This window comes from Hyphomonas polymorpha PS728 (assembly GCF_000685315.1).
Classification (GTDB): Bacteria; Pseudomonadota; Alphaproteobacteria; order Caulobacterales; family Hyphomonadaceae; genus Hyphomonas; species Hyphomonas polymorpha.
In genome coordinates this window covers 86,841-109,330 of record NZ_ARYM01000005.1, presented here as the reverse complement: position 1 = coordinate 109,330, position 22,490 = coordinate 86,841, and the positions used below count along the sequence as shown (strand labels likewise).

Sequence of the window (22,490 nt, the reverse complement as noted above, 5' to 3'; positions counted from 1 at the left end):
ATGACCGACGCCCGTTTACCGGCCTTACGCGCCCTTATCCTTGAGGATCAGATCAAGCTGGGTGAAGGTGCCCGCGAAGTCGCGGAAGCGATATGCGAACGCCACAAGGGCGCTGTGCGGGGGCTCGTCTTCTACGGATCCGCCATGCGTCAAGGCGAAGTGGCTGACAAGATGTATGATTTCTATGTCATCGTGGATCAGTACAAATCTGTCTACGGATCAGGCCTGAAGCGTTTCGGATCGTGGTTGCTCCCACCCGGCGTGCATTTCATGCAGATCACGGGCGCAAACGGCAAGCGCCTTCGAAGCAAATATTCGATCGTTTCGGAAAAAGCGTTTCACCGGCGCGCGCGGGGCGGCGCCTTTGAGAGCATGCTCTGGGCCCGTTTCGCGCAGCCTTCTGCGGTGCTGTCAGACGATTCTGAAGTGCGTACTCAGCTTCTGGACACGCTGGCCCTTGCCTGCGCGCATTTTGCCGGAGAAATCCGCCCGCTTCTGTCAGGTTCGGTTACGCCGCTCATGCCGTGGGTCAGAGGCCTCAGTGAAAGCTATAAAACGGAATTAAGGCCGGAACGGCCCGATGCGCGTGCCAGCGAAATCGTTGCTCGTTTCGAGGCCCGTTATCAGAGGCTGTCGGAAATACTGTTCGCGGCAGAACTGGAAACACCGCCCAAGCCTGGCCGTGCCCGCGCGTTCCTCTGCCAGGCGAAGTGGATACTGCGCCGGATTATTGGAAAGCCCATGGGCGCGCTGCGCGTCATGAAAGCGGCGACCACATTCAATGCCGGCCTCGACTACATTCTCGAAAAGGTCGAAAGCCATTCCGGCGTGCGCCTTCAGGTCACGGAGGAAGAACGCCGCCGTCCTCTGATCCATGCGCCATCCCTGGCCTGGCGCCTCTATCGGGCGGGTGCCTTTCGCTGACGCCGCTGCGTGCCTCGATCTTTAAGTCAGATCCCGGAAGGCCGAGATAATCGCGTCGATCTCTTCTGCCGAATGCGCTGCAGATACACTGAGCCGCAACAGCGACTTTGCATGAGGTGTCGCCGGCGGAACGGCGAGGTTTACATAGATGCCTGCCGCCAGAAGCTGGTTCCATTCCCGCACAGCTGTCAATTCGTCGGGGCGAGGCAGGGCGATGATCGGCCCCGGAGGAGACGCCGCCGCGAACCCGGCCGCCGCCAACCCGGCGTGAAGCTGGTGCGCCCGCGCCATCAGTTCACGGCTGAGGTCGGGTCCGTGCATCATCTCACCCATGGCTGCGCGCGCCGCCGCCACGTTTGAGGGCGATCCCGAGGCAGTGAAAAGATAAGGCCGGCTTACCAGCCGCATCAGATCAAGGCCGGAATGGCGCGATACGCAGAACCCACCAATCGAGGCAAAGCTTTTCGAGAAGGTACCGGAGAGAAAATCGATCTTGTCGAGCACGCCAAGCGCATCGGCAAGTCCGCGTCCACGGTCGCCATAACAGCCCACCGAATGAGCTTCATCCACGTAGAGATAGGCGCCGTGCTCGTGGGCCACGGCAACGAATTCATCCAGCGGCGCCACATCGCCCAGCATGGAATAAAGCCCTTCCACCACCACAAGGCGCGCGCCTTCATCAGGCAGGCGAGCCAGCCGTTTTGCGAGGTCTTCGGGGCTGTTGTGCCGGAAACGGATGGTTTCCGCGTCGCTCAGCCGGCATCCATCATATATGCAGGCATGGCTGTCGGCATCAATCAGCAGATGGTCACCGCGCCCGGCCAATGTGCTGATCGCGGCGAGGTTTGCCTGGTAGCCGGTGGTGAAGACGACCGCAGACTTCGCCCTGAAAAATGTCTTCAGGTCTTCTTCCAGGTCGATATGCTCGCGGAATGTTCCGTTCGCCAGCCGGCTGCCGGTCGTGGCTGTGCCCTGGCGGGCAATGGCATCTATGGCCGCAGATTTAACGGCCTCGGAGAATGTCAGCCCGAGATAATTGTTCGTGCCGGCGAGGATGATTTCCCGGCCGTCCACAAGCGCCCGGGTCGGCGACAGGATCTTGTCGAATGTCATGCCGAAGGGCAGCTTGCCCAGCGATAACACCGCTTCGGCGCGTTGCCCTACCTTCTCGAACTTCTCGAAAATGTCGGACTTTTTGGCGTCACTATCGAACATTTGCGAGTTGTCCTATCTTTGCAACAAGGTCGTGAACGGTGTCGATATCGGATGCTGCCTCGACCGGCAGGGAAATATTGTAGAGGTCTTCAAGTTCCATCACGATGTCGAATATCTCGACGGAATCGATCTCCAGGTCGGCGCCTATCCGCGTGTCCGGACGGATGGCTGCCTGAGTGTGGCTGCGGGTTGAAAGCACTCTGGCAACGTTTTCAAAGATCGCTTTCTGATCTGTTCCTGAGGGCATATTCACGCTCGTTTCTTCCCAAACCTGTTCATTTTCCTAGCAGACCGCTGAAAGGGGGCAATACACCGCTGCAGCGTCACATCGAGCGGAACGGCCCCTGATACCTGAGTGTCCGCCAGCCAGTCACCAGAGAGCAGTTCCTGCACCTTGCCGCTGGAAAATACCTGCGGTTGCCCGTTCAGCTTCACAGCAAGGTCTGCCGCATGACCAGCCGCTTTCATCAGTAGCGGCGGCATCACGACGCGCCGCACCGGGTGGAGCAGAACGCGTTGCGCGCTTTGCGCAACATCATCCCAACCGAGCTTGAGATGGCCGGCGGGGGCGATGGATCGTATGCCGCTCGCGGCACTCGTGGCACAATCGGCAAGGCATCGCGAGACGTCCGCCACATCAATAACGGAAAAGCGAAAATTTACGGCTGCGCCGCCAGGGCTCGGCAGAAGGCCTCTGGCCAAAGCCGAAAACAGCGCCCGCGTTGCGTCATCATCAGGCCCAAGAACAGCCGGGGCCCGAAGGATAGTGAGTGCCATGTTTCCGGCATTGGCGATGGCCAGTTGCTCGCTGTCCGCCTTGGAACGGGCGTAAGGCGAAACATCGGGCCGCTGCGCGGTGAGGGACGAGACATGTATGAAATGGTCCACGCCTGCAGCCTGTGCGCGTTGCACGAGATCCCCGGTGCGCGCCGCATTCACCTCGTGAAATGTCGCTGCATCCCTCGCTTTCGTCGCGCCCGCCAGATGGATGACCACCCTCGCGCCCCGCACAAGAGAGGAAAGGACCTCTCCGGACGAAAGATCGCCTGCAATCCATTCCACACCTGCGTGGGCCGGCAAGGTTCTCCCCGGCGCGGCGCGCGCCAACGCCCGGACCGGATGGCCACGCCGCGACAGGTCCGCCAGCAGTATCTTGCCAACAAATCCTGTCGCGCCGGTCAGTGCAATGAGCGGCCGACCCGTCATGGTGCAGACAGCGCGCTATCAAGGCAAGGCAGCGGCCCGGGTAGAGGCCTCCGCCTTGTCCTGATTGATCCGGCCGGACAGGTACGCATCGCGGGATGCTGCGCGGCTGAGCTTGCCGGAACTGGTTACCGGAAGTGTCTTTATACTGACGAGTTCAACGCTCACCGGCGCACCTGCAACCGAACGCGCAGCCGCCGCAATGTCGCTTATAAGCGTTTCGCGAAGGTCGGTCTCTTGCGATCGGCATTCGACAAGCAGGATAATCCGTGAGGCATCGGCCGCTTCCCGGATCTCGAATGCAGCAGACCGGGCCACGAGCCGCCCGCCAGTTTTCTGGGCTACCCATTCGATGTCCTGCGGCCAGATGTTGCGGCCATTGGAGAGGATCATGTCTTTTGACCGGCCGGTCACGACGATTTCATCGCCCAGCCAATAGCCAAGATCACCGGTGTCCAGCCACCCGGATTCGTCCGTGAGCGGTTGAAGATCGCGATCTGCGCGGAAGTATCCCGCTGCCAGCGAGGCGCTGCGGATGAGGATCCTTCCAATCTGTCTGAAGCCGAGCTCTGCGCCGTCTTCATCCACGATTTTGAGTTCTGTGGACGGCAGAGGCCGGCCACAGCTAACGAATGACCTGTCAGCTCCATCCCGTGTCAGGTCCGATGCCGGAACGGCGCGCCCGGAAGCTTGCATCCGTGTTACATCAACCTGGTCTGTGTTAAGGCCAGTTTCCAGCGGCGCAAAGCTCACTGCGAGTGTAGATTCGGCCAGACCATAACTGGCGACAAAGGACGTGCGGCGAAATCCCGAGCCCGCAAATGTTTCGCTGAACTGGTCGAGGGCATCGGCCCGTACCATATCGCCGCCGATGCCGGCGGCGCGCCAGCTGGAAAGGTCGAGCACCTCGCCGCGATGACGCCGCACGCAGAGTTCATACCCAAAGCTGGGGCTGTAGGAGAGGGTGCCCTTGTTGGCGCTGATCAGCTTTAGCCAGGTTCCCGGCCGGCGCGCGAAATCTGTCGGCGAGAGAAAGTCGATCGAGAGTTGGGAGTAGAGCGGCGCAATAAGGAAGCCGATGAGCCCCATGTCGTGATACAGCGGCAGCCAGGAAACTGCGCGGTCACCCGCGCGGACCTGCAAGCCTTCCTGGATAATCGCCCGGCAGTTTGCCGAGAGACTGGCCTGAGTGGCGACAATACCTTTTGGCTCGCTGGTGCTGCCAGACGAGAACTGGATATAGGACAGTTCATCCGGGCCGTGAGGAATTGGCTGAGCCGTTTCCGGAGGCAGATTGTCACCGCTGAGGTCGAAGAGGTCAATGGATTGGTTGGCGGTGGCCGACAGCAAAATCTCGTGCAGGGCAGGGGGCGCAAGCAGCGCCGACAGGCCCGCGCTGCGAACCATGTTGCTGATCTGCCATTCATAGGTCTGGCGTCCGCCAAAGGCGGCCGGCAAGCTTAATGGCGCGGGCACCATGCCTGCATACTGGCACGCCATAAAGGCGGTGACGAAGTCGGGAGAGGTTTCTGCCAACACGCCAATTCGCGCGCCTCGGGAAAACCGCGCGGCCATGCGGCCAGCCATATTTAAGGCCCTGTCGCGTAGTTCGCGGTAGGAGAGGCTCCGGGTCAGCAGGCCTTCTGAATTGTAGAAGTTGATGCCGCTCTGGCCTGTGGCCGCGTAATCCAATGCGTCGCAAGTCGACTGAAAGGTGCCGAGACGCGCGGGTACCCCCGCCTCTGTCGCAGTTGGTTCCAATTTGAAAGACCCCTGAACGTCCACTCTGCAGACTGCTGTTCCCGGAAATGGGCACAGGCCGCTCGTATGAATTCACGCTTCCGACATTTATCGTCAAGATGAATAGAGTTCTTTTGTGGGAAACCGACTGCTTCTTTTGTCAAACCTTACGATAGTCTGACGAAGATATGTATTTACGTTCCGGAAACACGGAATATTACCCCTTAAAGCGGAATCATCCGGCTGCGGAGAGACACCAGCTTCCGGTGGCTCAAGGTTACCGCTCACTCCTGCTTTCGAAAGGCGGCGTAAAGCAGAATGAGCAGGAGCAGAGATGCCCCCGCCGTCGCCACGGCAGCGCCCAGGCTGCCATAGACCAGCACGGCGCCGGCAAGTGCGGCGGCAAACATGATCGACACCATACCCCGAACCCAGAGCACGGTGCCCGGCCGTCCCAGCGCCACCAGAGCTGGCTCGATGGCCACACCGCTCAGATCAAACACGGCCGCGACTGAAAGGATGAGCAGCACGGGGAATACGAAGAGATAATCCTCGCCGCCCACCAGCTGCAGAACGCTCTGCCCGGCAAGGAGCACCGCTATGAGCGCGATGACCCCGGCCAGCGCGCCGATCAGGCATGCCCGCAGCACTGTCCTGTTGATGGCGGCCCTGTCGACCACTGCCAGCTTTGCAAATTCGGGATAGATTGCCCGGGCCAGGGCAATCGTCGGCTTGTTCAATGCTCCGACGAGCTGCGTAGCAATCCGGAAGCCACCGGCGGCCACAGCGTCAACGGCCCAGCCCACGGCGAGCACCGGGAATTGCTTCCAGACCAGGTTGAGCGAGGTGTTGAGGTTGGTCGTCCAGGCGAATACCCAGAGGCCTGCATTCTCTTCCACCACACCCCGGACTCGCGGCCCCATCACCGGCTCCCGGAACCGCTTTCGGATCTCCCGCACGCTGGCCCACCACATAGCCCCTGTCGTCACGAGTTCCGCCACCGCCCAGGCTGCCAGATATCCGGCTATGGACGCGCCGCTCATCCAGGCGATCAGGGCACCCGCCATTCGCGTGGCCGGCAGCACCGTTTCAGCATAGGCGGCCACATCAAACCGGTCGAAAAGGCGCAATACGCCCGTCGGGGCGCCGCGCACCCCAAACAGCAGGGACAGGCAGAACAGGGCGGCCAGATCCTGCTCGGGCCGCGACCAGCCGAATTGCCCTCCAAGCAGGTATACCCCGGCCACCGATAGAAGTGTGCCTGCCAACGCGGCGCCAAGATCCAGCAGGAAGGCAAATACGATGATGCGCCTCAACTTGTCCGGCGCGGCGTCTGCCTCATGCATGGCGCCATAGCGTACCACGGTCTGCCAGGACTGGAACTGCGCCAGATTGGTTACTGCCTGACCGTAGGACAGGATCAGCGCGAATATCCCGAACTGTTCGGCGCCGAGGCTTCGGGCGGTAAGCGCGAGGTAGAACAGGCTGAAAAAACCCCCGGCGCCTTTGCCGGCCAGCAGCCAGCCTGCATTCCGGATCGCCCGTTTGACCGGCCCTTCAGACTTCGTTCCTGTAGTGGCCACCCCAAAACCTTCTTTGTCAGACGGAACATCGTTTTATGCCCCGGAGCGGATTCCGATAGCCATGCGAAGAAAAAACGCATCTCTGCACAAGTCAGCGGCCTTTAACCCTGTGGATCGATGGATTTGACGGTTGACGAGACCGTATCCCACGGATAAATCCCCGCCTCTCTACCCCGTGCCCAGATGGCGGAATTGGTAGACGCACTGCTTTCAGGTAGCAGCGCTGCAAGGCGTGGAGGTTCGAGTCCTCTTCTGGGCACCAAACCGCTCTTCGGGGCGGTTTTTTTACGTCCAGATTTCTAAATAACTTCTATTAAAACAATGCTTAGTGAGATCTGGCTGTCCGCCCGCGTCCACTGGCTTCCACCTGCAGCCAGCCCAATTTCTGGTATCATTGCGGGGTTTCTGGTACTGAATAATGCCAGACGCGAAGGGCGATACCAGACGATGCCATTGACCGATATGAAGATCCGGGCGCTGAAGCCGGAGCCGAAGACCCGCAAGTATGCTGATGGCGGGAACATGTACCTGGAGGTGAAGCCGAACGGCTCCAAACTCTGGAAAATGGCTTACAGTTTTGATGGGAAGCAGAAGACCCTTTCCTTCGGCCCTTATCGAGCTTCCAGGATTGGATGCTTTCACGGGAAGGCGCGGGCCTATCATATCTCCCGACCGTGTTCGCGGATGACTATGTTGACGCTTGGGTGCAGCCCACTTGGGGCAAGGGTACCGGGCCATTGTTCTCAACTGGGCGCTTCTTGCACGATCCGCGGCCGGATGTTTCTGAGTTCAACCCGCCTGAGGGGTTCATCGAAGCGCGCCAAAAGCTCGCCGCACGGATTCGCGGATCCGACGACCAGCCTGGCCTTGTGGAATCAGCCCTCCTCGGAAAATGGCTGGACACCGACCCGGACTTTAAGGCGCTCCTGGAAAGATACCTTGCTGCATACCAAGCTTGGATTTCAGCTGAGCCCGGTGTGGCATGCTGGGTCGACGTCAGCCTGATCACATCATTGGAGAGTGATCGGCGCACGATCTCCCGTGTGCCGGATGCGGTTATGTTGTCGCCTATGCACCCGATCCGGCTCGCCTGGCAGGCGCTAGCCCAAGAGGTGCTGCTGAAGGCTGAGGAAGGAAGTAATCCTTGCCCCGCCGTTAGCGTTCTCGATCCTGACTGCGTCCCCGACTTGCTTACGCTTTCGCTGCGTTCGCCCAGCGGTGTCGAGCAAGTCGATTTCCTTTCAGTTGAGAATGGTACCGATTATTGGTCTGTCTTGTGAAACGGGGATCGTTTGGGCAGCCTTCCGACTCGGTCAAGGCTGGCGCCGTTCGGCGACGCTTTCGGGATTTCTGTGGGTGGAATTTCTACCGGCTTCAGCGCAGCGCAAGTCTCGCGGGCCCTTGAAGATGTATCTGGCCTGCTGGCGGCAAAACCCGTTGTGAGCATTCTCGTTGCTAGCGCCGGCGGGACGACAGATTCATGTAATGAAGGCCTCATAAGTTGGTGTTCCGCTCGCTAGCGCGGAGGGGAAGGAAAAACATCGAGCCAGTCGGCTGGATCGCGCTTTGTAGAGATTTATGACGACCGGGAAGGGGACTCTCGGCCAGACGATACTACGATTGCAAACCTCTCTGAAGACACCAGAAATCACGTCAGGTGGTTTGAACGACAGCCGAGAGGCGCCAAGCCTGACCTTGGCATCATAGCTCAACTCGACATGTCGGAGCCGAGTGCCTCAAACGTCATGATCAGGTCGCCACTTGGGTATGGAGGGCTTTTGCGCCACCGAGTAAGGCGCCAACTGCCGGGGGCTTTCTTATCAGAGTCCCGTCAATCCACGCCGGGTATGGCGTCCGGGGATTACCTAGCAGACAAGCTAGCCGCTTGCATCAGTTCTATCGAAAGCTTTGGAGCGGATAGGAAAGGGATGCGTTTTGCACCTAATGTGAACGCCGTCATTTGCGCCAACCCGTTCAGGCAAGGGAGTAGGGCTCGTCATCCCGACGCTCCTCTCCTGGGCCGGAAGCTGCGTCGTGCATGACATTAAGGGAGAGAACTGGCAGCTCACCTCCGGATGGCGGTCTAAGCTCGGCCCCTGCATCCGGTTTGATCCGACAGATAGGATGAGCCCCCGCTACAACCCTCTGCTGGAAGTTCGCAAAGGCGACTTCGAAGTCCGGGATGTGCAAAACATTGCTGACATCCTGGTCGATCCCGAAGGCAGCGCCGAGCGGCGCGATCACTGGGACAAGACAGGATATGCGCTGCTCGTCGCCGTTATCCTGCACGTACTCTATGCCGAAGAGGACAAGTCGCTGGCCGGCTGCGCGCGGCTCCTCGCCCATCCAGAGCGCACCCTGTTTCAGACGATTGAGCGGATGCGCACCACGCATCATCTCGTAGGACCTGACGGCAGCCGAAGGCGTGCGTGTAACGCTGATCGAGGGCTCCGTGAATGTGTTGGCAGCAGGGGAGGACACGCGGCTTGCGTCCGGTGATCAGTTGAGGCTGTCCGGGCAGGGCAGGTCGCTGACGCGTGTAGACCTCGGCCGGGCGCTGTCCTGGCAGTCTGGCATGATCACGTTCACGGATGTCACGCTGGCTGAAGCAGCTGCTGAAATGAACCGGTATTCTGAGGCCAAGATCCAGATTGAGGGACGGGTGGCGGAAGAGCGGTTGATGTTCCTGTTCGACGAAGGTACGATCGGCGGGGTTCTCGGAGCCTTCGCCGAAGAAGCACGCGCGCTGTGGGGCGACGATTGCAGCACGCGCGACGTCTGGGCGGTCGCATCGCGTCACAATCTGCCCGGCAAGAAGGGGGCTTGGCAGCCGAAGAGTCTGGTCGACTACCATCCGGCATATCGCAGCGAAGGTGGTTCTCGCGGTAAGGCTAACCTCCTTTGCCGGCAGCTTCAGAAGGCTGCGGTGCACTATGCCGCGGCGCGCCCACCCGCCGAGGTCAGCGAGATGCTCGCGGTCGGCATTTCCGGTTTGGCACGCGCCCATGGGTGGAGAGCGGCGAATGATCGTCCGATTACCGCGCACAACGTGTGGGCGGCACTATCGCATCACGACCTCGGGTTGCCACGGGCTGTGCGCCGATTGCTGCGGGATCATGTGCTTACCGGCGATGCAGCGTGGGACCAGGCGGCATGGTTGGTGTTCATGGAACAGTTGTTGCCGCTCTTGAGTCCGCATCCTCAGGGCGCTGAAGCGGAAATTGCAGACTTTTGCGGTTTTGTCGCGGAACAAAAGGCCGATCCCGCTGACCCCGAACGCCGCTCCACAAAACAGGTGCAGTTCGACGAGCTCACATTGCGGCTGGGATCGATCCACTCGGTCAAGGGCAAGAGCGTAGATGGTATTCTCGTTGTGGAGAGTGAGGTTTGGAAAGGCAGTCGTGCAGACGAGCGGTGCATCGACCTGACCACGGTACTTCCACGCGCGTTCGGCGTTACCGACGAGATCTTTACCGGAGTGAAGCTCACGGCTGCGACAAACGTCTTCGTTGGCGTAACCAGGCCTCGCGAGTTGTTGGGCCTCGCGCTACGCAAATCCGAAGCGATGAATCTGGTAGGCCCCGCCACACACCAAGGATGGAAAATTGTCGACTTGGTCGAGAACGCTGCACGATTGGCGTAACAAGCGTATTAACCGATCTTGGAGCGAGCCGAGGCTCATCTATTGTGGCGGCAAATAGGCGGGCAATAATTGCTTAGCCGCCTGCGAACCAAGAACGAGACTAACCCAGCCTCCCCTGAATTCCGTCCATGATTTTGCAGACTCTCTCGATGAGAGAGGATGACACATGCGCAAGAGCAGATATTGGCTTCGCCTGCCTGCGGCTCAGACTAGCAGATCATTGCGATGATCCGGGAGCACGAGAGCGGCGTGAAGACGGCAGACATTTGCCGAAAGTACGGGCTTTCGGATGCGACGTTCTACAAGCTGAAGGCCAAGTTTGGCGGGATGACGGTGTCGGACGCCCAGCGGCTGCGGACGCTGGAGACCGAGAACAGCAAGCTGAAGCGCCTTCTGGCCGAGGCGATGCTGGACAATGCAGCGCTGAAGGATCTTGCCTCAAAAAACTTCTGACGCCCGATGTCAAACGCAAGGCCGTGCAGCACCTGATGGAGGTGCACGAGCTGAGCGAACGTCGGGCCTGCAAGCTGGCTGAGCTGGATCGATCAACGTTCCAATATGAGAAACAGGCAGGCGATGACGCGGTCATGCGGGAGCGTCTGCGGGCCCTGGCTGCGACCAGGCGCGGCGAGCCCGGCCCGCTTTGCCTGAGCTACGCAAGAGCTCCGCTTAGCGGGCCTTAGCCACCCACGCCCAACCAGAAAGAAAGGCGAACAGAGTCTCCAAAAAAACGGCCTGGATCAGGGGACTGGTTCAAGTCCGCAAAATCATGGCCGGAATTCAGGGGGCTGGGCCAGCTCCAGAGTGCTTCAAAAGCGGGATACAACGTGGATACAAAATGAGATACAAACTGCAGAATAAAATAAGATAAGTAACTGTATTAATTGAATATTGTCTCTTGTTTCGACGCGCGTCACTTGCGTCGAACTCTATGGCTTAACCTGTTGAAAATCCTGAAATGATTTTTGCGTCTCCACCGTATGGTCTGGTTCGACGCGACATTCGGGGCTCGAGCCTGATCCAGACCCCAGGGGAAGTTCCTGCTTGCACCGGTGAATTGATCACTCGAAAGTAAGCGCCTGACCGGGATCCGCTATTATGCTCCATTCCATTGCTATTTCCAATCATGAGCCGGCGCTTGCGGACGCGCCGATGATCTGCGCCGCTCAGAAGCTGCTGGCGTTCCTGCTTGAGCACGAAACCATCGGGCTGACCCAAGGCAAGGCATTCCAGCGCAAGTTCGTCCACTGGGCCGCGGCAGAGTTCGCCTGGCCGGGCTGGGAAGAGGAAAAGCTCTTCTGTGTTAACAAGGTGCTCAACGAATACGACTTCCCGCCACTTGAGGCGCTGCACTTCGTGTTGTTGAAGCTGAAGCTCATACGGCATGAAAAGCTGACTTGCAGGCTGACGAAAGCGGGCAGGGCGCTGGCGGGCTCGCCCGGCGATCTCTTTAATGAGATCGCGCCCTTCTACCTGTTTCAGGTCGATCATGCCGCATGGTCGCGGCTTTCTGAATCGCGGCTCGATGACTGGAGCCTTTACCTCAACCTGCTGCACGTCCAGGCGGCACGCGGCGTAACCTGCGGCGCTCTGCGGGAAGCCCTCTTTGGCCGCCCCGAGCCGGCAGGATCCTATGACCGGGTTCCTGGCATGATCTGGAACCAGGTGCTGCGCCCGCTCTGCTGGGTGGGCCTCCTGGCGGACATCACGACCAGCGAGCACGCCCATATTGAAGACAGGCGATACATCAAGACGCCGCTCTGGGCGAAGGCTTTTGAGTACTCACCTTCGGTTGCCGAAGTGTCGGTTTTGGCAGCTCACCGGTTCCGGCGGGATCATTCTGCGTAGCAGAACCTTGCGGCGCCGCTTCATAGATGAGTGTCTTGGCAGATCAGTCCAACCGACCGGTTGCGATCAGAAAGCTGGTTGCAAAGTCTCAAGAACCTGCGATTGGGTCGATGCATCGAATCCGGATTCACGACAGGAAAAACGGAGGCAAAAATCATCCTACAGATATTCCTACAAAACTTCCTACATTTTGAAAATTCCGACCCAATAAAGCATTGAAAAATAAGTATTTTAAATTTTTAGCGGAGCGCTTCGCCCTAGTCGGTCTGCCGCTTCGGATTTTCAGAATGTGTTTCATGGGTCGGCAGGTAGGCATTCAGTCTGTCTTTGCGGCTATTTCGCTCTTTGAGTTCCGCTTCGAGGCGTTCAAACAGCGGCCAATACGCATCACCGTAGCGGTGAATAAGTCTCGCTACGGATCGGATGGCTTTTTCGATTTCAGCGTCGCTGACAACCAATTTTCGAACTCCTTCAGCGTAGCGTTCCGTGTTCTTCTAAATGAATATGCCAAAACTTCTTGGCACGGACTACCTGGCGTATGGCGTCGCGGGCGGAAATGCTAAGCGGTTTCAGCCATGCGAGAGTTCTCGTAGTGGCGTGTTTGCGGCGAAAACGAAACGCGACCGCGCGGATAGATCGTTGCCGGCTCCTGGCGAAGCGCGACACGGATGATCTAGAGCGAATAGTTGGTGCTTCGGACGACAGCAGATGTAGTCGGAAAGTTGTGGAATTCGGGACTCGAACCGCCACAAGGGAGCAAAAAGACTGGCTTCCCATCTGGCACCAAAAATCATAAAATCTATAAAAATCAATAATATACAGAGGCCTTAAAAGTTAACGAAAGTGCTCTTCTGCACCAAACTGTTCTTCGGGGCAGTTTTTCTGCGTCCAAAATCTGGGCTTATATCTCATAAAAACGAAGAGTTGCAGCTTTCCAGTGTCTTGGGGCTCTGCTGGCGTCCGCCCGAGGCCGGCCGGTTGTCTGGTTATTATGGCGCTCTCACCCTTCGAAAAAACGCAGGGCGATGCCAAAAATGCCACTCACCGACCTCTCATAATCCGGGCCCTGAAACCCGAGGCGCAATCCCGTACATATGCCGATGGCGGGAAGATGTAGCTGGGTGAAGTGGACTGGCTCCAGGCTCCGGAAAACGGGTCAGATCCGGCTGAGGGACGGGGGGCTTCGGTCACCGCCAAGCCGGGCCTTTCTATAAAGAGCCTTGGTGTAGTTTGCAGATCGCGTATCGCCCATTGCCTTGTAGGTCTGCCATAGCCCGTAGAGCGCCTGGGCGTTGTTGGGAGAGTCAAGCAACGTGCGCCGAAACATCCGCTCTGCCCGGTCCAACTGGCCATCCTGGAGGAGGAGTGCGGCCAGCGTCTGGCGCGCGGGGTAATACCACAGGGGCGGTTCAGAGTAGGGGAGTGTGTCCTGCATGTCCGCAACGGCTTCCATGATTCCAATGGCCTTCTTGAAGTCGCCCGATCTTGCGGCCGCGCGTGCCTCGATTGTTCGGATGCTGATTTCCAGAATTGTCTTTGCGGGAAGGAAGGCAGCTTCAAGGGCCTCGATGTCGGCTTTGCCTTGCAGCAAAGCGATCTTCCGGGCTTCCGCTTCCGCTGACTCAGGTTGGCCTTGCTCCACAAGCGCGACGGCGCGCGCATAATGCCAGGCCGCCTTGCTGACAGAGTCGACGTTCATTGGTTCGGGCAGGTCAAGGATCTGGCTGGCCGGCGAGAACTGAGCGTGGGCATAGTAGGGCGCGGCTTTGATAACCGATACCCAAGGCGCAACGGCAGCCATCTCACCGGGAAGCGCTGCATCGAGCTTCTGCGCATACTCCAGCGCAGTCTTTCGGTCTCCAGCCATCTGCGCGGAGGTCATGACGAAATGAAGATTGTGGGGATAGTAGCCGAAGCGGTAAATCGGGGATGCGTCATTGGCAGCCAGGTAGACTTCATCCGCCTTGGCGGCCTTCAGATTTAGTTCAAGCGATTCTTTCCACTGCCCAGTCAGGTAATGAATGTGGGAGGGCATGTGAACGAGATGGCCTGACCGCGGCGCCAGTTCCGGCAACCGGTCCGCATACGGAATCGCCCTCCAAGGATCGCCGGAGGCTTCAACGGCGTGAATGTAGAGATGAATAGCGTGAACGTGCTTGGGATCTCTTGTGAGGATCGTTTCGAGCAGCGACATGGTTGCTGCTGTCCGGCCCTTCGGTGTCCGGCGGTCGGCTTCCCAATAGTCCCAGGGCTGCGTGTTCATGTTGGCTTCGGCGGCCAGCGAGAGGATGAGGTTGTCGTCCGGATGCTGCTCGGCTACGGCCTGCATCGCGCCGGCGAATGCAGCGGCATCTTCCGTCACTGTGCCATCGGCGGATAAAGGGAAGCGCGCCGCGATGGCCTCGACAAGGGCGCGTTCCCTGGCGCTGGACCCTTCAACACGCGCGAGAGCTGCCTGGGCGGCGTCCCGGCCCGCGCGGAAGGCATCCCCGGCGGGATAGAGGTTGATGTTGCTGCCCCAGGCAAAAGCTTCGCCCCAGTAGCACATCGCGCAGTCAGGATCGGCGGTCTGTGCCGCGCGGAAGGCGGCGATGCCCGCTTCGTGATTGAAGCTGACCACAAGCGACAGTCCGGCATCGAACAGATCCTGAGCTTCCGGATAGGCTGTCGACACGGGGTAGCGCACGACGTAACCGGCCTGACCGGCGGCCGAGGGGGTGCCATCGGAACTCGTCTGCGCATAGGCCTGCGCTGCCCCCAAAAAGCGCGCAAGACCGTTGCGAGTGTCCGGGGCGCTCAGACATCGAGCGTCCGACAGTAAGGCTGGGTCCGGGAAGGGCAAAGAATATTGCGGGCGCGTAAGCCCCGGACCGCTCATCAGGACCAGGACAAGTATCGCTGCCGCGCCGGCTTTCCAGGTGTTCATACCCGCCCCCCAAACTTTAGATACAATCCTACCGCATTTTCTGCGCGGTGTCAGTCACCGCAAAAACGTGTCCACGGAACATCTCCCGTACGCTTCCAGCGGTTGCATGAAACGATCTCCTGTTCGCACATTATTCTTGCGCATTGCCGGTCCTCGGCTTTGTGAACAATTGGATGAAGTGAGGCCTCGCTTTCCGGGATCTTGATCTCCGGCGGGTAAGGTGGGAGTCAAAGCCTGTTAAAGAGGAAGAGAACGTCTCAGACCCGGAAAAAAGGGGGTGGATGGGATACGGTTGCATCTTATACTTCCGGCAGCTTGGTGAGACAGGGGCGTGACATGCGACTGGAAGCGAACATGTGGCGTGCACTGATGTCGAGTGTCTGCGTTATAGCTGTGTCCTGTGCCTCGTCGCTTCCGGAAGGAGGCGCGCCAGCCTCCATCGAGGTGGTGTATGCACCCGATAAGATGGCATATGAGGTCACGCGTTCAGGCGCGGCCTACATATTGGGGGCTGCTCCTGGCCGGGATCAGCATTTCCGGTCGACTGCAGAAGAGTTTGACCAGATTGCAGCGCTGCTTGAACCGCTGAAGGCTGGCGGGCTGACCTGTTCTTCCCCTTCTGAATATATCCGCCCCGGATACATTGTGTGGCGGCTGGCAGGAGAGGAAGTTCATCGGGTTGAGATGCATACGCTCTGCTATGCCGATGGCGACCGTCCGCTCGCGAAGAACGCGGACCGGGCCTGGCGGCTGATGGAGGGGTGGGGGAAGGCGCGGTATGTGGCCCCGGTTATTCCGCCGCCCGGTATGTTGCGGATCGAGCATCGCTATTGGGGAAATATTCTGGCCGCCTGGCAGGTGGGTGCAGACGGGCGGGCCATGCGGCTGGCCGACGGGGCAGAAGAGGCCTTTGTTGTTTCTGCGGAACAGTTCAGCGAGCTGAGGATGTTGTTTGAAGATTATGAGAGCCGGCATTTCGAATGCAACCGGATCATCGCTGATCTGCCTTACGGCGATGTGATCTGGCTGGCGGAAGATGGCAGCGAGCTTCAGAGGACGCGGTTTGATGAGGGGTGTGTTTCAGGGGACGCCTCCGACCTGTTTGACAGGCTGCAGCAGGCGGAGGCGTTTCTTGATCGCTGGTATGAAGAGGCCGGGAAGAGGCCGCCGGGCGCCGCGCCGTGACAGCCGAAATGGTTTCTGTCGGAGGCTGCCGCGGAGCACGAGATTGTGGCCCGCGCGCTGCGTCCTTGTTGGAGGTATTTGCGATATCCGTCTCCTGACCATTCCGAGAATATTGGGCAAGAAGCCCGACGGCTTCTCTACGAGCTTGCCTCTGGAGCTTCAGATAGACAGTACCGAATTGCTCATCACCTGTCTCTGGCAGGACCGGAATGAACGCGCTCGACCGATTAAGTTGCGCTGTTGGGGAATGTCGGCGTAACAGAAGGTCCGGCCCTGGGCTTCGCTCCGCCACACCAACCCTCCGGAAGGCGGGTCTGGAAAGGCGCAGAGCATCAGGGGGCGGTGTGCAACGGAAACCGGTTTGTTCATGAATATTGACTGGCTTGAGGATTATTTGGCCCTGATCGAGGCGGGCGGTTTCGCCCGTGCGGCCGAGCGGCGGGCGATGACCCAGCCAACTTTCAGCCGCCGCATTCGCGCGCTGGAAGACTGGGTTGGTGTGACGCTGATCGACAGGGGTACGCATACCATGCGGCTGACCCCGGCAGGGGAGAGCTTCAAGAGCGTTGCCGAGCAGGCGGCCCGGCGGCTGCAACTGGGCCGCGAGCAGGCGCGCGCGGTCGGCAAGGCGTCCTCTGAGACGCTCCGCTTTGCCGCGACACATGCGCTGTCCCTCACCTTCTTTCCCAACTGGTTGCGCCACCTGGAGAAAGACGAGCCCGCGACGGTGACTGTTGAGCTGACGGCCGATCATATGGTGGCGTGTGAGCGGCTTATGATCGAGGGGCGCGCTCAGTTCCTGCTGTGTCATCATCATGGCGCTGTGCCGACACGGTTTGGCAGGGATTTCCGCTCGGTGGTGCTGGGGGGCGATGTGCTGTTGCCCGTGATATCGCCGCAACTGGCGGCGGAGACTGAGCCGGAAAAGGCGCCTCAACTGGCGCTTTCGCCAGAGTCCGGGATGGGACGGATTCTGATGGCCGCCTGGGCTGTGAGCGGGCGCGCGCCGCCGTCCATGCCGGTGTTCACATCCCATCTGGCCAGTGTGCTGACCGCGATGGCCCGGAACGGACGCGGCGTTGCGTGGACAGCGCTCAGCCTTGTGAAAGAAGATATCGAAACAGGCACCCTTATGCGGGCGGGCGCGCCGGAGCAGGACGTGCCCATCGAGATCCGGCTATGGCGGCCGGCGGCCCGCCAGTCTCCGGCGGCGGAGACGCTCTGGTCCAAAATCCTGAAAAGTCAGAAGTCTGATTCTCCCGCCTGACGTTTCAGGCGGCGGGATCCGGCGCTTCTGCGGTTGGCGCGAGCGCCCTGAGCGCCTCCATGTCCCGCACCGCCCAGGCGCCGTGTGATTTCGAGATCAGGTTGCGGCGCTTCAGAAGCGATATCTCCTTCTGCACGGTCTGGCGCGTGAGGCCGAGGAAACTGGACAGCTCGGCAATGGTTATCGGGATATCAATGGCGCGCTGGTTGCCGATCCGGGGCGTTTCGCTCATCTCGGCCAGATTGTGAAGCACCAGCGCAACCCTTTGGGCGACTGTTGTTTCGGTCTGCTTTTCGCGGAAAGCGAACATCGAGCTGAGACCTGCTGCAAACTTGCGACAAAGGGCTTCAGGAATGGAGGGATAGGTGCGGTAAAGCTCGTCAAAGTCGTCCTGCTTCAGGAAGCCTATGCGGGCAGGGCTGGCGGCGACGGTGGTGTGGTGGTGCGGGCGGCGGGCGACCATCGGCGATTCCCCGAAACTGTTGCCGCGGATGTAGATCATCAGCAGGGATCTTTCCCCATCCGGCCGGTCTGCCAGCAGTTTAACGAAGCCGGACTGGACCTGGTACATGCCGTCTGCGGGCTGACCGCTTTCTTTGATGGTCTCTCCGGTCTCGATATCACGGTAAACGAACCGCTCACGGATGGCTGCCCGCGCCGGGGCGGGGAGTTCATTTATCCAGTTAAGCTGACCTGCAATATGCATAGCGTCCTCCTGAGTACGATCTGACTCGGGGCGGCGGCGATGGCAAACCCCCTTCGGCATATCCGGACAGAACGCTTTTTATCCAAAAATGTAAAATCCTTGCCACGTGAAAGACGGTTCCATGTCCTAAGCCGACCAGGATGGCGGGCAACACGCCGTATGAAACGTATTGGGAGGAGTACCTTATGAAGTCACTTTCGATCCGCCTTGCGGCGGGCGCCTGTTCCCTCGGCGTGCTGGCATTCTGCGCCGCCACGGCCCAGGCGCAGGAGAGCGCAGAACAATCCGGCGTGCAAGCTGCTGCGCCATCTGAAGAGATTCAGGAGAGCGCCAGAACGCTGGGAACGGTGACCGTGACCGCGCAGCGCAGAAGCGAAAGCCTGCAGGACGTTCCGGTCATGATTACCGTTTTCGGCGCCGATGAGGTCGCCGCCGCGCGCATCCAGCAGATTGATGATATCGTCACGCGTACGCCGGGCCTCAGCTTTGATGCGTTTCCCGCCTCCCAGCCGCGCCTTTACATTCGCGGCATCGGCTCTGGCGACCGCGGCGCCTCGGGGGATCCGAGCTCGGCCGTATTCCTGGACGAGGTGTATCTGGGCAGACCATCAGCGGTCGCCTTTGACGCTTTCGATGTCGAGCGGATCGAGGTTCTCAAAGGGCCGCAGGGCACCCTTTATGGGCGAAATGTTGTGGGCGGCGCGATCAATGTGATCTCGAAGAGGCCGGTGACCGACAGCTTCGGCGCAGGAGCAAACGCAACAGTCGGCAATTACGGCCGGCTGGACGGGGCGGGCTTCCTCAACGTACCTCTGGCTGGAAACACCGCCGCCCTGCGGATGAGTGGCTCCTATCGCTCCAATGACGGCTACGTGGAAAACCCTTTCCTGGGCAGGGATGTTGACGATCAGGAGACGATCAGTGGCCGTTTGCAATATTACGCGGAGCCGACCGACAGCCTGCGGCTACATTTCACCCTGGATGGGACACGGGACCGGGCTGCAGGTACCGCGAACCATGTTCTGGAACTCGACGAAACTAATCCGCTGTCGAACTTCTACACACAGAATTTCGATCCGGATGTAACCTATGGGTCTGATCCGGGCTTCCTGGAGCGCGACACCTGGGGCGCGCGTGGGGAAGTTTCCTATGACTTCAGTTTTGCAACGCTGACAGCGCTGGTTTCCTACCGTGATCTTGACTATGGCTTCGGCTACGACTTTGACGGCGGTAATCCGGATCCTTCCTCGCCCGGCTTTAATGCCATCAATATCAGCGGCGGAAACGAGGAAACGGCAGAGCTTTCCAGCCAGGAGCTCCGGTTGTCATCACTTCCCGACAGCCCGGTCACATGGGTTGTGGGCCTGTATCGCTACAATCAGAATGTGCTGCGGACCGATAGCCTGGTTCTGAATGCGGCCATGATTGCGCCAATTGAGCTGTTCGATGCGTTCGTGGCTGATGCCGAACTCAACAGCCATGCCGTGTTTGGCGATGTGTCTGTTCCGGTTACGGACAAGCTGACGGTGTTTGGCGGCCTGCGCTATTCGAAAGACGAGAAGACGCAGCGTGTGTTCAATACAGACAGCAATGTGCCGTTGCGGGCGGATGACCTGTTCGATGCGACAGCGTCAGCCGATTTTGATGATCTGACCTATCGTGCGGGCCTGGAATACCAGCTTACATCGGACCATATGGCGTATGCCAGCGTATCGCGCGGTTTCAAGAGCGGCGGGTTCAACAGCGAGCCGTCAGATGCCGCTGCTGCCGTTACGCCTTTCGATCCGGAAGTGGCGGTACAGTATGAGATTGGGCATAAAAGCCTGTTCCTCGACGGCGCGATGATCTGGAACAATTCGCTGTTCTATGTCGACTATACCGATCTTCAGACGACCCAGACGGACAATGGAGTCCGCATTATCACCAATGCCGGCGAGGCGCATATCCAGGGTTATGAAACCCAGCTCCAGCTTAACCCCTCCTCGAATTTCAATCTGGCCATGGCCTATGCCTATACTGACGCCGTGTTTGACGAGTTTGTGGAAGATGGCGTGGATTATTCGGGAAACCGGATTTCCCGTTCGCCCAAGCACAAGGTGACTGTGTCGCCTTCCTACACCTTGACGCTGGCGAATGGGCCGGATCTGACTTTCGCAGTCGATTATCAGTACACAAGCAAGATTTTCGACGACAACAGCAACCAGCCTCCCGAACTTCGGGACGCGACGAGCTTCGTGGATGCCCGGGTCATGCTCGAAGGGCTCGGCAACGGGATGAGCGTATCGTTCTGGGGTAAAAACCTTACAGACGAGCGGACACGGACGTTCCAGGGCGGTTTTCTCGGGGCCAACTTCGGTGCGTTCAATCCTCCCCGCACCTATGGTGTTACCCTCTCCTGGGACTACTGACCTCCAGCGGGAGGCGCCTGGCGCTCCTCCCGTTTCTTTCCGATGAATTCAGGTTTGATATGAGTGAAGAACTGACACTGCCCATTAAACTGCTTGTGCCCTGCGGGTCTTTGGGCGCTGGAGTGCGTGAAGACGAAGTTGAGTACGGACTGTCCCGGGGCGCGCACGCGATTGCCACCGATGCCGGTTCCACAGACAGTGGTGCAGCCTATCTCGCCACCGGAAAATCAAAAAACAGCCGCGGCGCCGTGAAGCGGGATCTGATGATCCTCATGAAAGCGCATGCGCGCACGGGTATCCCCGTCATCATTGGGACATCCGGCCAGGCAGGCGGCGATCTGAATGTCGATTGGACGCGGGATATCCTGCTTGAAATCGTCGCTGAACTGGGTATTTCGCCCAAGATCGCGCTGCTTTACAGTGAGCAGACACGCGACGATATCAAGACGTTCAACACCGCTGGCCGTATCCGGCCGCTGCCTCCTCTTGGGGTGTTGGAAAACGCGACAGTAGACGCGTGCGACCATATCGTCGCGCTCATGGGCGTGGAGCCTTACATTGCGGCGCTGGAGCAGGGGGCAGATGTCATCCTGGGCGGACGTTCGACCGATCCGGCAGTGCTCGCGAGCTTCCCCATCTGGAAGGGCGCTGGCTGGGGGGCTTCCTGGCATGCGGGGAAAGTGGGCGAGTGCGGCGCGCAGTGTACGGAGAAGCGGGATTCTGCCGGTGTGCTGCTGAGCATCGGCAAGGACAGTTTTGATGTCGAACCTCTGGCGCGCGACAATTACTGCGCACGCGAGGGGGTTTCGGCCCATATGCTGTACGAAAACACAGATCCCTACATCCTCACTGAGCCCGGTGGGCAGCTGGACGTCACACAGGTGACCTATGAGGAGCTTGACGACAGGCGCAGCGTGCGCGTCACCGGGGCTGTATGGAAGCCGCGTCCCTATACGATGAAACTGGAAGGCGCCGGTGGAGGCAAATTCCAGACAATCATGCTCGTGGGTATTCAGGATCCGGACGTTTTGCGGGATGTATCCGGATTTCATGACCGCTTCCTCGACGCGCTGTATCTGCGCGCACGCCAGACACTGCCGCCGGAAGAGCACGACGATTTCCACATTTCAATCCGGATGTATGGCTGGAACGCGGTCGATGGCAGGCCTGTGCCAGCAGGCACGCCGGCGCCGCGGGAACTGGGTGTGTTGTTCATCGCGACAGCGCGCACGCAGGAAATTGCAAATGCCATTACCCATGCCTGCAACCCGTATTTCTTCCATTACCCCGCCGTGATGGACAAGGAATTGCCCAGCTACGGGTTTGCCTTCTCCCCGGCAGATGTGCCGCGCGGACAGGTCTACGAGTTCAAACTGAACCATGTTGTCGAGGTTAGCGATCCCCTCGAACTGGTGCGAACAAAATGGGTGAACTTGTGATCGTATACAGAATAACGTCGTGGAAGGGGAAAGCATAATGGCCAGGCTCGGTGAAGTTTCCCGGCATGTGCGCTCGAAGCAGGCCGGCCCGTTCTGGGTCACGATTGATATCTGGTTCGATGGCCCAGGCAGTTTTGAACGTTATAGCGCGAGCCCGGCACTGTCACCAGAAGTATTTGGCCACCTTTTTGGCACGAACCCGGCGCTCGTGAAGCATATTCCGGTGCCCGACCTCAATCTTGTGAAAATTTCCTATCCCCGGGCAACGCCGCAAGGCGGCATGGTCGAGCGTGATATGCATTCTGGGCAACAATATGTGCGTCTTCTGGATATTGAGCTCGATTAGCCCATCCCGCATAGCTGTTCAGACAAAACCGTCAGACGCCAGACAGAAAGTACTCCA

General features: G+C 59.3%; 17 protein-coding genes, 1 tRNA gene and 3 pseudogenes. 13 read left to right on the top strand and 8 right to left on the bottom strand.

Annotated elements, in window-relative coordinates:
- Entirely contained in the window at nt 1-924 is a 924-nt protein-coding gene (locus HPO_RS05835) for a hypothetical protein (protein WP_035595689.1), read from the top strand.
- A 21-nt stretch (nt 925-945) separates the two neighbouring features.
- Here the strand turns inward: HPO_RS05835 and spt are convergent, their stop codons facing one another.
- The 5 genes from spt to HPO_RS05810 form a co-directional block, all read right to left on the bottom strand.
- Complete coding sequence (spt, locus tag HPO_RS05830) at nt 946-2,139, bottom strand: serine palmitoyltransferase (protein ID WP_035595687.1); 1,194 nt, start codon at nt 2,137-2,139, stop codon at nt 946-948.
- Nucleotides 2,129-2,386, bottom strand: a complete 258-nt coding sequence (locus HPO_RS05825) for an acyl carrier protein (protein WP_035595685.1) — start codon at nt 2,384-2,386, stop codon at nt 2,129-2,131. The genes spt and HPO_RS05825 overlap by 11 nt, the downstream gene beginning before the upstream one ends.
- 2 nt (nt 2,387-2,388) lie before the next feature.
- Nucleotides 2,389-3,345, bottom strand: a complete 957-nt coding sequence (locus HPO_RS19625; protein ID WP_051612340.1) for an SDR family oxidoreductase — start codon at nt 3,343-3,345, stop codon at nt 2,389-2,391.
- Nucleotides 3,346-3,363: 18 nt separating this feature from the next.
- Entirely contained in the window at nt 3,364-5,127 is a 1,764-nt protein-coding gene (locus HPO_RS05815) for a fatty acyl-AMP ligase (RefSeq protein ID WP_084324188.1), read from the bottom strand.
- 239 nt (nt 5,128-5,366) lie between these two features.
- A complete protein-coding gene (locus tag HPO_RS05810; protein ID WP_051612338.1) occupies nt 5,367-6,665 on the bottom strand; it encodes a lipopolysaccharide biosynthesis protein in 1,299 nt (432 codons plus the stop codon).
- Between the two features lie 177 nt (nt 6,666-6,842).
- Between HPO_RS05810 and HPO_RS05805 the strand changes: the two genes are divergently transcribed.
- From HPO_RS05805 to HPO_RS05780, 7 genes and pseudogenes are all read left to right on the top strand, one after another.
- Nucleotides 6,843-6,927 (top strand) — tRNA-Leu (locus HPO_RS05805).
- Nucleotides 6,928-6,986: 59 nt separating this feature from the next.
- A pseudogene (locus tag HPO_RS21165) lies at nt 6,987-7,223 on the top strand (Arm DNA-binding domain-containing protein); the annotation flags it as partial.
- 200 nt (nt 7,224-7,423) lie between these two features.
- Entirely contained in the window at nt 7,424-7,945 is a 522-nt protein-coding gene (locus tag HPO_RS05800) for a hypothetical protein (protein ID WP_157532694.1), read from the top strand.
- Between the two features lie 676 nt (nt 7,946-8,621).
- Nucleotides 8,622-9,065: pseudogene (locus HPO_RS20205) on the top strand (type IV secretory system conjugative DNA transfer family protein); the annotation flags it as partial.
- 175 nt (nt 9,066-9,240) lie between these two features.
- Complete coding sequence (locus HPO_RS05790; RefSeq protein ID WP_157532692.1) at nt 9,241-10,308, top strand: hypothetical protein; 1,068 nt, start codon at nt 9,241-9,243, stop codon at nt 10,306-10,308.
- A 225-nt stretch (nt 10,309-10,533) separates the two neighbouring features.
- A pseudogene (locus tag HPO_RS05785) lies at nt 10,534-10,934 on the top strand (transposase); the annotation flags it as partial.
- A 472-nt stretch (nt 10,935-11,406) separates the two neighbouring features.
- A complete protein-coding gene (locus tag HPO_RS05780) occupies nt 11,407-12,156 on the top strand; it encodes a hypothetical protein (RefSeq protein WP_051612336.1) in 750 nt (249 codons plus the stop codon).
- Between the two features lie 257 nt (nt 12,157-12,413).
- Here HPO_RS05780 and HPO_RS05775 read toward each other — a convergent pair whose 3' ends face one another.
- Together HPO_RS05775 and HPO_RS05770 are read right to left on the bottom strand one after the other, a co-directional pair.
- Nucleotides 12,414-12,614, bottom strand: a complete 201-nt coding sequence (locus tag HPO_RS05775) for a hypothetical protein (protein ID WP_035595675.1) — start codon at nt 12,612-12,614, stop codon at nt 12,414-12,416.
- Between the two features lie 698 nt (nt 12,615-13,312).
- Nucleotides 13,313-15,082 (bottom strand): tetratricopeptide repeat protein, encoded by a 1,770-nt coding sequence (locus HPO_RS05770; RefSeq protein WP_157532691.1) that lies wholly within the window; start codon nt 15,080-15,082, stop codon nt 13,313-13,315.
- Between the two features lie 336 nt (nt 15,083-15,418).
- Between HPO_RS05770 and HPO_RS05765 the strand changes: the two genes are divergently transcribed.
- Nucleotides 15,419-16,267: a hypothetical protein gene (locus HPO_RS05765; protein ID WP_157532689.1), complete on the top strand. Its 849-nt coding sequence runs from the start codon at nt 15,419-15,421 to the stop codon at nt 16,265-16,267.
- Between the two features lie 367 nt (nt 16,268-16,634).
- Nucleotides 16,635-17,534 carry a LysR family transcriptional regulator gene (locus tag HPO_RS05760; RefSeq protein WP_035595670.1) on the top strand — a complete coding sequence of 300 codons (900 nt, stop codon included), beginning with the start codon at nt 16,635-16,637 and terminating at the stop codon, nt 17,532-17,534.
- Nucleotides 17,535-17,538: 4 nt separating this feature from the next.
- Here the strand turns inward: HPO_RS05760 and HPO_RS05755 are convergent, their stop codons facing one another.
- Nucleotides 17,539-18,240: a Crp/Fnr family transcriptional regulator gene (locus HPO_RS05755; RefSeq protein ID WP_035595668.1), complete on the bottom strand. Its 702-nt coding sequence runs from the start codon at nt 18,238-18,240 to the stop codon at nt 17,539-17,541.
- 185 nt (nt 18,241-18,425) lie between these two features.
- Between HPO_RS05755 and HPO_RS05750 the strand changes: the two genes are divergently transcribed.
- From HPO_RS05750 to HPO_RS05740, 3 genes are read left to right on the top strand one after another with little or no spacing between them, the layout of a single operon-like run.
- Entirely contained in the window at nt 18,426-20,648 is a 2,223-nt protein-coding gene (locus tag HPO_RS05750; RefSeq protein ID WP_035595666.1) for a TonB-dependent receptor, read from the top strand.
- 59 nt (nt 20,649-20,707) lie between these two features.
- Nucleotides 20,708-22,087: an acyclic terpene utilization AtuA family protein gene (locus tag HPO_RS05745; RefSeq protein WP_035595663.1), complete on the top strand. Its 1,380-nt coding sequence runs from the start codon at nt 20,708-20,710 to the stop codon at nt 22,085-22,087.
- Between the two features lie 37 nt (nt 22,088-22,124).
- Nucleotides 22,125-22,433 carry a DUF4387 domain-containing protein gene (locus tag HPO_RS05740; protein ID WP_035595661.1) on the top strand — a complete coding sequence of 103 codons (309 nt, stop codon included), beginning with the start codon at nt 22,125-22,127 and terminating at the stop codon, nt 22,431-22,433.
- Nucleotides 22,434-22,490 lie beyond the last annotated feature (57 nt).